This is a genomic window from Frankia tisae (genome assembly GCF_025403405.1).
Lineage (GTDB): Bacteria > Actinomycetota > Actinomycetes > Frankiales > Frankiaceae > Frankia > Frankia tisai.
In genome coordinates, this window is record NZ_JANEZT010000300.1 from 1 (window position 1) to 8,563 (window position 8,563).

Here is an 8,563-nt window from a genome sequence, read left to right on the forward strand (position 1 = left end):
CGTCGTGCCGGCCCTCCAGCCGGGGGGTGCCGGGCAGCGGGGTGAACCGGGCAGCCCAGTAGGCGAGCCCGCGAGCCAGCTCGGTCAGCTGCTGGGGGCTGGCCGCGCCGTCGGCGGCGGCGACGCTACGCACGGCGTGCGCGGTACGGATCGCACCGTGCGTCAGCCGGGACATCAGGCCGGGCAGCAGCCGGGGCCACCACCGGCCCAGCACCTCGCGCCACGGTGCTTGCGCCAGCTCGCGGTGGAACAGGTACTCCCAGTCCCCGACCCGGTCGATGGCGCCGAGCGCCGGGCGCCAGGCGGACTCGTCCGTCGGGTCCAGGTCGAACCGGCGGGAGGGCCGGTCATGGTTCGGCATGGCGGCGCGGTAGGCGTCCACCCACGCGGGGATCGCGTCGCCGTGGCCGAGCACGGCCAGGGTCTCGGCCCCCATCGGGCCGTGGCTGGCGAGGTCGGCCTGGCCGGCCCGCTCGTAGCCGAGATCGTCGAGGCGGTCGAGGGCGTCGGTCACCGCGTCGCCGTAGCTGATCGAGGTCATGTGGCTCACGTCTCTCACACCGGCCCCGTACTCGAGGCCATAGCTGTGGATATCCGAACACTTTGTATATTCCAACTGTCTATGATTGTGGCGTGGGACGTGAACAGGTGGCGGACGGCGATGTCGAGAGCCCGGGCACGTCGGTGCCGGGGCGGCCGACGGCGCAGGAGCTCGACGTGCTCAAACACGTGCCGTTGCTGGCCGCCTACTTTCAGCGGGCCCGCACGGAGATGCCACCGGAACTACGGGGGATCTTCGACGCGCACGGGCTGACCGCCCGGCACGGTGCCGTCCTCACCCAGCTACTGACCGGCAAGCCAGCCAGCGTCACCGAGCTGGCCGCCTGTCTGGGCGTGTCGCTGTCGACCGCGAGCCAGCTCGTCGGCAACCTCGGCGACGCCGGTGTGGTCGACCGTCGCGAGGACCCGAGTAACCGGCGCCGCACGCTGGTGTCGCTGCGGGAGCGGTACCGGCCGGCGGTCGAGTTGTTCATCGCCACCCGCTCGGCGCCGTTGCTGCGCGCGCTGGCTGGCTTGTCCGCCCGGGATCGGGAGGGATTCGTCGCGGGCCTCGCCGCGTGGAGCGCTGAAGCTCAGCCGTAGCCGACCAGCGGCGGACCCGGGCCGTCGTGAAGAACTCTTCGGACCGACGCACCGGAAGCCCTTTTGACGGCATTCAGGGCGATGGTCGTACTCGCGGCGACGGGCTCGTTCCGGTCTGGGAGAATTCCAGGAACCGCCGTCCCGGTCGGAGTTCTGGCCCGCGGGCGGTCGTGCCTGGTGAGATCTTCCTACTGGAGGTGAAGGCGATGATCGCTCCGACGCCGCGGATTCCTCGACACATCCCGATCGACACCGCCGCCCGCCGCGGCACCCTGCAGATCGCCAGTTACCAGGTCGGTGATCACCTCGTCTGGGCCGCGACGGACAACCTCGGCATCGTCGCCCTGGCCGGCACGCGCGAGGAGCTTCAGCGGGCGCTGGATGAATTCGAGGAGTAGCGCGGTGGGGGAGGTCCGGCTCCTCACCCTGGCCCGCTGCCCCCGCGGCGGCCCGTCAGTCGTCCGTGTCCCCAGCGGTGCCCGGTGGAGGACGACGACCTGCTTGTCGGTCTCGTCGGCGTCGTGACCAGCCGGTCCGGGGCCAGGCGATGCCGTGCCCGGCGAATGCCGCGAGCAGTGCCGTCTCGCTCGGGGCGGGCGGGTGCTTGAACGGGGTCGAGGTGACCCCGTTGATGACCCGCCCGCCGCCGAACCGATCCAGCACGTCGCGCGTCGCGAACGCCCCGGCCACCGTGTGGAACTCGTACCCGGCCTCGACCAGGCCCGGCGTCGACGTCGTTGCCGAGCTCCTCGGACAATCAGGTGGTCAGCTCCAGGCCGCCGAATCCAGCCCCCGGTACCAGTGCTCGCACCATGTCCCCGGCCTCAGAGTCCCCGGCCTCAGGCTCCGACTGCCGTGATGGTTCGTCCCGACCATGACGGTCGGCGCTGCGATCAGGCAGACGGCTGCGGGACGATGCGGATGTAGGGCTTCGGCTCGTTCCAGGTGCCGAAGATCTCCTTGGCCTGGTCGTTGGAGACCGAGCCGGCGATGACGACGTCGTCGCCCTGCTTCCAGTTCACCGGGGTGGCGACCTTGTGCTTCGCGGTGAGCTGCAGGGAGTCGATGACCCGCAGGACCTCGTCGAAGTTGCGCCCGGTCGTCATCGGGTAGACCAGGATCAGCTTGATCTTCTTGTCCGGGCCGATGACGAACACGTTGCGCACGGTCTGGTTGTCCGCGGCCGTGCGGTCCGACGGGTCGCCGCTGACGTCGGCGCCGAGCATGCCGTACGCCTTGGAGATCGAGAAGTCGGCGTCGCCGATCAGCGGGTAGTTGGGCGCGGTGCCCTGGGTCTCCTCGATGTCCTTGGCCCAGGCGCCGTGCAGCTCGACCGGGTCCACCGACAGACCGATGATCTTGACGTTACGGCGGTCGAACTCGGGCTTGATCGACGCGACATAGCCGAGCTCGGTCGTGCAGATCGGGGTGAAGTTCTTCGGGTGCGAGAAGAGCACCGCCCACGAGTCGCCGATCCATTCGTGGAACTTGATCGGGCCCTCCGTGGTCGCCGCCTCGAAGTCGGGCGCGGTGTCACCGATTGTCAGGGACATTACTCACTCCGTTCGCAGAGGAAGCTCGGCGTGGCGCGCCGAGCAGGTGCGTTGTGAAGGACTCTACGGACACGGCGTTCCCTGGATGTTCCCTTGGTACAGCCGTCCGCTGGCGTCTGCCGCCGGTGGCGGCGAGGGGGCGCACCTCGGGCACGCGTGCGATCCGTGTCACTCGGAAGGTAAACACCACTAAACCGATCAGCTTTACCGATATATGCTGCCAGGCGATCCAACCGGGCAACGCCCGCCCGTCCCGAGCCAGGAGTTCGTCATGCAGCGCACTGTCACGTGTCGAGTCCCAGCCGAGGCCGTGGGGGCCCGCGCATCATGACGGTTCAGGATTCCCGCTGCGCGCCGGGCGAGCTCGGGCGTGGCTCGGCGACGAGCGACGACCTTGCGACGAGCGACGACCTCGCGGCCGCGGAGCCGGCGGACCTTGCCGCATCCCTCGACCTCACCGATCTGAGTCGTCGTCGCAACGCCCCCGGACGTCGTGCCGGGCTGCGCCGGGCCCGCTGGCTGCTGCGTGGGCTGGTGCCGGCCGCCCTCCTGATCGCCTGGCAGTGGAGCACCTCCGCCGGCCTCGTCCCGCCGACGACGCTGGCGAGCCCGAAGAGCGTCCTCGAGGCCGCCCGCGACCTCATCGCCGACGGTGAGCTGCAGACGGCCCTGCGAGTGTCGGCCGGGCGGGCCCTGACCGGGCTCGTCATCGGCGCCGGCATCGGGGTCGCGGCGGGTCTCGTCGCCGGGCTGTGGAAGCTGGGCGAGGAGCTCGTGGACTCGACGTTGCAGATGCTGCGGACGGTCCCGTTCATCGCGCTGATCCCGCTGTTCGTCGTCTGGTTCGGCATCGGCGACACGCCGAAGATCGTGCTGATCGCGGTCGCCTGCGTCTTTCCCGTCTACCTCAACACCTTCGCCGGAGTGCGCGGGGTGGACCGCCGGCTGATCGAGGTCGGCCGGGTCTTCGGCCTGAGCAGAACCAGGATGATCACCCGACTGGTGTTGCCGAACGCGCTCCCGTCGGTGTTGGTCGGCATCAGGTATGCCATGGGGATCTCGCTGCTCGCGCTGGTGGCGGCGGAGCAGATCAACGCATCCTCCGGACTGGGCGCGTTGGTGATGAACGCGTCCAACCAGATCCGGACGGACATCGTGATCGTCGGGGTCGTCGTGTACGCGCTGCTCGGTCTGCTCGTCGACCTCGTCGTCCGGCTCCTCGAGCGGCTGCTCCTGCCCTGGCGACCGACGATCGTGAAGTCCTGACCATGACGACCCCCGCCGGCACGACCCCCGCCGGCACGACCCCCGCACCGGCGCAGCCGGCCGTCGTCATGCGCGACGTCGGCAAGGCGTTCGCGGCCCGGCGGATCCTTGACGACTTCGCCCTCACGATCGCCAGGGGCGAGTTCGTCGCGCTGCTCGGCCGCTCCGGCAGCGGTAAGACGACCCTGCTGCGGATCCTCGCCGAGCTCGACACCGTCGACGAGGGAACGGTCCTGGCGCCCCGCAACCGCTCGGTGGTCTTCCAGGAGCCCCGGCTGATCCCGTCGGAGCGGGTCTGGCGCAACGTGCTGCTCGGGCTTCCCCGCCGGGAGTCGACCCTCGCCAGGGCGCAGGAGGCCCTCGCCGAGGTGAACCTCGCCGACCACGCCCGGTCCTGGCCGCACACGTTGTCGGGGGGCGAGGCGCAGCGGGTCGCCCTGGTGCACCGTCCGGACCTGCTCCTGCTCGACGAGCCGTTCGCCGCGCTCGACGCACTGACCCGACTGCGCACGCAGGCACTGGTGCACGAGCTGTGGCACCGGCACCGGCCGGCAGTCCTGCTGGTCACCCACGACGTCGACGAGGCGCTGCGGCTGGCCGACCGCGTCGTCGTCCTCACCGACGGCAAGGTCGGTCTGGACCTGCGCGTCGACCTGGCTCGACCGCGCGAGGGCACCGGGTCGCGATTTGACGATCTGCGCTCACAGCTACTCGCCGAGCTGGGCGTCGCACGCCCGTCATCCCCGGCCTGAAGCCCACCGGCCAGGCCACACCACCAACACCTCGGGAACGCATCCATGAAGATCAGAAGACTCGGTCGGCTCCGTCTGGCCGCCCCGCTGCTCGCGCTGGCCGTCGCCGCCGCCGCCTGCGGATCGGACGGCAGCAGCGGCAGCAGCGGCAGCGGTAGCAGCAGCGACAGCAAAGCGGCAGCGCAGAACGACCTCAGTGGCGTGACCCTGACCTTCGCGGCCCAGTCGCCGTACGTGAAGGCGGCTTTCGCGAAGTCCGGCGTGCTCCAGGGCACCCCGTACAAGGTCCAGTTCGCGCAGTTCAACGCCGCGACGGTCACGACCGCGCTGACGGCAGGGAAGGTCGACATCGGTCAGCTCAGCGACTTCGCCCTCATCCTGGCCCAGGCGAACGCCCAGCCTGCGTGGCCGGCGAACGATCCCCCGATCCAGGGGGTCCTGGCGACCCAGCCCGCCGACGACACCAACTACCCGCCGATCGTGACCCTGCGCGGCAAGAACTCGGGAATCGAGCGCCTCGCCGACATCCGCGGGAAGAAGTTCGCCTACTCCCCGGGCGCGACCTCCGAGCTGCAGTACCTGCTGACCCTGAAGCAGGCCGGGCTCACGCCCGCGGACGTCAAGCCCGTCCAGCTCGACTCGACGGTGGGCGCCACCGCGTTGGCCCAGGGTGACGTCGACGTGTGGGCCGGGTCGCCGGCCCGCGCCGGCGCCGCGCTGGACGCGGGCGCGCAGGTCCTGACCACCACCAAGCAGACCGGCGCCCTCGGGCTGGGCGTGCTCGTCGCGTCGCGGGGCGCCCTGAAGGACCAGCGGAAGAACGCGGCGATCCGGGACTTCGTGGGCCGGTCCGTCGGCTACGAGTTGTGGAACATCACCCAGCCGGACCAGTCCGCGCAGGTGTGGGTCGACGCGGCGAAGCTCACCCCGGCCAAGGCCAAGGCCACCGCCATCGCCAACCGGCAGGTCCCGCACATCCTCGACGACGCGCTGCTCGACCGGATCCAGCACAACACCGCCGACGTCGCCTACTCCGGCGGCCTGATCAAGCGGGCGGTCAACGTCCGCGAGCACTACTACACCGGCTTCAACGACACGGTCGCGCAGAAGCTCAAGGAACTGGACGTCACGGCGAAGGTCGACGCGGCCGTCGCGGCAGCCCGTCCCTGACCGCGCGGCGCCCGCCGCGGCCACCCCCGGCCGACCGCCTGGAACCCATCCCCGGGTGCATTCCCGTGTCCCGGATGACGAACGAGAAGGGCCGATGACCGACACGAGCGCCTTCAGGCTGGGCTTCTTCACCCGGGCGGCGATCCGCACCGACGCGCGCCAGGCCTACGCCGACGCCCACGAGCTGTTCGTCGCCGCCGACGAGCTGGGCTTCGACTCGGGCTGGGTCGCGCAGCACCACCTGCCGACGTCGACCCATCCACTCGGCGGGCTGTCCTCACCGTGGACGTTCCTCGCGAACGTGGCGGCCTCGACCCGGCACATCCGGCTCGGGACGGCGGTCAACGTGCTGCCGCTGGAGGACCCGGTGCGACTCGCTGAGGACGTCGCCGTCGTGGACATCCTGTCCGGCGGGCGGGTCGAGCTCGGCCTGGGCAGCGGCTCGGACCAGCGTGCCTACCGGGCCTTCGGGCGGGACTTCAGCCGCAAGCGGGAGATCCACACGCAGCATCGCGAGATCCTGCGCCGGGCCCTGAGCGGTCGGCCCCTGACCGAGGACGGCGCGGTGCTGACGCCGTGCGCGCCCGAGGTGGCCGAGGGCCGGATCTGGCAGGGGGCGCACAGCGGCGACACCGCCGAGCAGGTGGGCCGGGAGGGCCTGAACCTCCTGCTCGACCAGACCGCCATCGGCTTCCCGGACCGGCCCGGCACGGTGCACCGGGCCTGGGCCGACCGGTACCGTGACGCGCTGCCCGCGGGCGTCGGGCGGCGGGTCGCCGTGTGCCGGGCGATCTTCCCCGCCGCGGACCGGGCCACCGCGCTGGCGCACCTGTCGGACGGGTTGTTCCCGGCCTTCGCCAACATCAAGGCCTCCGGCGCCTTCCCGGACGTCGGCGAGGACACGCTCGACAACGTCCTGTCGACCCTGCACATCTTCTGCGGGCATCCGGACGAGGTGATCGAGCGGCTGGCGGCGGAGCCGGTGCTGCCGGTCGCGACGGATCTGCTCGTGCAGTTCGAACCCGGCCGGCCGTCGCTGGACGCCGCTCTGGAGGCGCTGCGCCTGATCGCGACGCAGGTGGCGCCCGCGCTGGGCTGGCGGCCCCGCCGTCCCACCGCCGTGAGCCGTTGATGGGCCCGGCGACGGGCCCGGCGGTCGGCCCAGCGGTCGGCCCGGCGGTCGGGGTCGTCGCCCCGCGTGAGCTCCATGCCCGGCTCCGCGCCCGCCTGGACCTCGTGGTGGTGGACGTGGGCACCCGCGACGAGTTCGCCGCGGGCCACCTCTCGGTCGCCACGCACCTACCCCTGGACCACCTCGAACCCCGGCTGCCCCTGCTGGCGCCCCGGCTGACGGTGCCCCTGGTGATCGTGGGGGCGCGCGCGGAGACGGTCGCCCGGGCTGTGTCTCGGGTGGCCGCGCTGGGATACCCCGACGTCAGCGTGCTGGACGGCGGCCTCGCCGGCTGGCGGGCGGCGGGCCTGGAGCTGTTCACCGGCTTCAACACGGTCAGCCGGGCCCTGGGCGAGGTCGCGCTGCGCCGGCTCGGCACGCCGAGCGTCTCCGCGGCCGAGCTGCGGGTCGGCCTCGGCGCAGGGGAGGACGTCGTCCTCCTCGACACCCGTATGGCCGAGGAATTCGCGTACACGGCGATCCCGACTGCCCTCAACGCGCCGGGGGTCGAGCTGGTGCGCCGGGCGTATGCGGCGCTCCGCTCGCCGCGCACGCGCGTCGTGGTGACCTGCGCCGGCCGGACCCGCGGGATCATCGGCGCGCAGACCCTGATCGACGCCGGGTTCCCCAACCCGGTCGCCGTCCTGGACGGCGGCCTGTCCGCGTGGAGCCTCGCCGGCTACCCGACGGTGACCGGCTCGACCGCCCGGTCGGCCGTATCCGAGCCGGCGCAGGAGGCCCGGGCCGGTGCGGCGGCCCGCGCGCTCGCCGCCCGCGCCGGTGTGGCGGAGATCTCCGCCGCCGAGCTGCGCGGCTTCGTCGCGGCGGCGGCCGGTCGGACGCTGTATCTGTTCGACGTCCGTACGCAGGCCGAGTTCGTCGCCGGTCACCTGCCGGGAAGTCGGTGGGCGCCGGGCGGCCAGCTCCTCCAGGCGACGGACGAGTACCTGGGCAGCCGCGGCGCCCGGGTGGTCCTCGTCGACGACGGCTGCGGCACGCGGGGATTCACGACCGGCGTGTGGCTGGCGAGGATGGGGCTGCCCGACGTCGCGGTGCATCTCCTGGGATCTGATGGCCTGGGATCCGACCTCCTCGGATCTGATGGCCTCGTGCGCGGTCCCGAGACCGTCGCGCTGCCCGAGGCCCCGACGGTGAGTGTTCCGGCACTGCGGGATCTGCTCGACGACGGCGCCGCGGTCGTCGTCGACGTCGAGCCGCCCGCGGCGGCCGGGTGGCTGGTCGCGCGACCCTACATCCCGGGATCGCTGGTGACGACGCGCTCGGCGCTGGCAGCGCGGCCTGCCCTCGCCCCGGCGGACGGAGCACTCGTCGTGGTCACCTCCGGCGACGGCACGCTGGCCCGCTGGGCCACCGCCGATCTGCGCGCCGCAGGCTGGGGGAGGGCTGCGGCGCTCGACGGCGGTACCCGAGCGTGGCACGAGGCGGGGCAGCCGACCGCCACCGACTCGGCCCAGCAGCCTCTCGATCCGCGCCAGGCGCTCCCGCTC

General features: G+C 72.1%; 9 protein-coding genes and 1 pseudogene. 7 read left to right on the forward strand and 3 right to left on the reverse strand.

The window, feature by feature from the left end; all coding sequences use genetic code 11:
* Positions 1–541: pseudogene (locus tag NBZ85_RS23290) on the reverse strand (questin oxidase family protein); the annotation flags it as partial.
* 92 nt (positions 542–633) lie between these two features.
* On the opposite strand from NBZ85_RS23290, the gene NBZ85_RS23295 reads away from it, so the two are divergent.
* A complete protein-coding gene (locus NBZ85_RS23295) occupies positions 634–1,143 on the forward strand; it encodes a MarR family winged helix-turn-helix transcriptional regulator (RefSeq protein ID WP_261558131.1) in 510 nt (169 codons plus the stop codon).
* Positions 1,144–1,349: 206 nt separating this feature from the next.
* On the forward strand, positions 1,350–1,541 hold the full coding sequence (locus NBZ85_RS23300; protein ID WP_261558132.1) for a hypothetical protein: 192 nt from the start codon (positions 1,350–1,352) through the stop codon (positions 1,539–1,541).
* Positions 1,542–1,596: 55 nt separating this feature from the next.
* Here the strand turns inward: NBZ85_RS23300 and NBZ85_RS23305 are convergent, their stop codons facing one another.
* A complete protein-coding gene (locus tag NBZ85_RS23305) occupies positions 1,597–1,833 on the reverse strand; it encodes a hypothetical protein (protein WP_261558133.1) in 237 nt (78 codons plus the stop codon).
* Positions 1,834–2,036: 203 nt separating this feature from the next.
* A complete protein-coding gene (locus NBZ85_RS23310; protein WP_261558134.1) occupies positions 2,037–2,696 on the reverse strand; it encodes a peroxiredoxin in 660 nt (219 codons plus the stop codon).
* Between the two features lie 327 nt (positions 2,697–3,023).
* Here NBZ85_RS23310 and NBZ85_RS23315 point away from each other — a divergent pair, with 327 nt between their 5' ends.
* The 5 genes from NBZ85_RS23315 to NBZ85_RS23335 all read left to right on the forward strand — a co-directional run.
* Positions 3,024–3,962: an ABC transporter permease gene (locus NBZ85_RS23315; protein ID WP_261562585.1), complete on the forward strand. Its 939-nt coding sequence runs from the start codon at positions 3,024–3,026 to the stop codon at positions 3,960–3,962.
* A 2-nt stretch (positions 3,963–3,964) separates the two neighbouring features.
* Complete coding sequence (locus NBZ85_RS23320) at positions 3,965–4,714, forward strand: ABC transporter ATP-binding protein (RefSeq protein WP_261562586.1); 750 nt, start codon at positions 3,965–3,967, stop codon at positions 4,712–4,714.
* A gap of 45 nt (positions 4,715–4,759) precedes the next feature.
* Complete coding sequence (locus tag NBZ85_RS23325; RefSeq protein ID WP_261562587.1) at positions 4,760–5,884, forward strand: ABC transporter substrate-binding protein; 1,125 nt, start codon at positions 4,760–4,762, stop codon at positions 5,882–5,884.
* A 94-nt stretch (positions 5,885–5,978) separates the two neighbouring features.
* The gene (locus NBZ85_RS23330; protein WP_261558138.1) at positions 5,979–7,016 is read left to right on the forward strand and encodes an LLM class flavin-dependent oxidoreductase; all 1,038 of its coding nucleotides are present in this window, start codon (positions 5,979–5,981) and stop codon (positions 7,014–7,016) included.
* Positions 7,016–8,563, forward strand: a 1,548-nt coding sequence (locus NBZ85_RS23335; protein WP_261562588.1) for a rhodanese-like domain-containing protein, incomplete at its 3' end; no start/stop codon positions are given. The genes NBZ85_RS23330 and NBZ85_RS23335, both read left to right, overlap by 1 nt.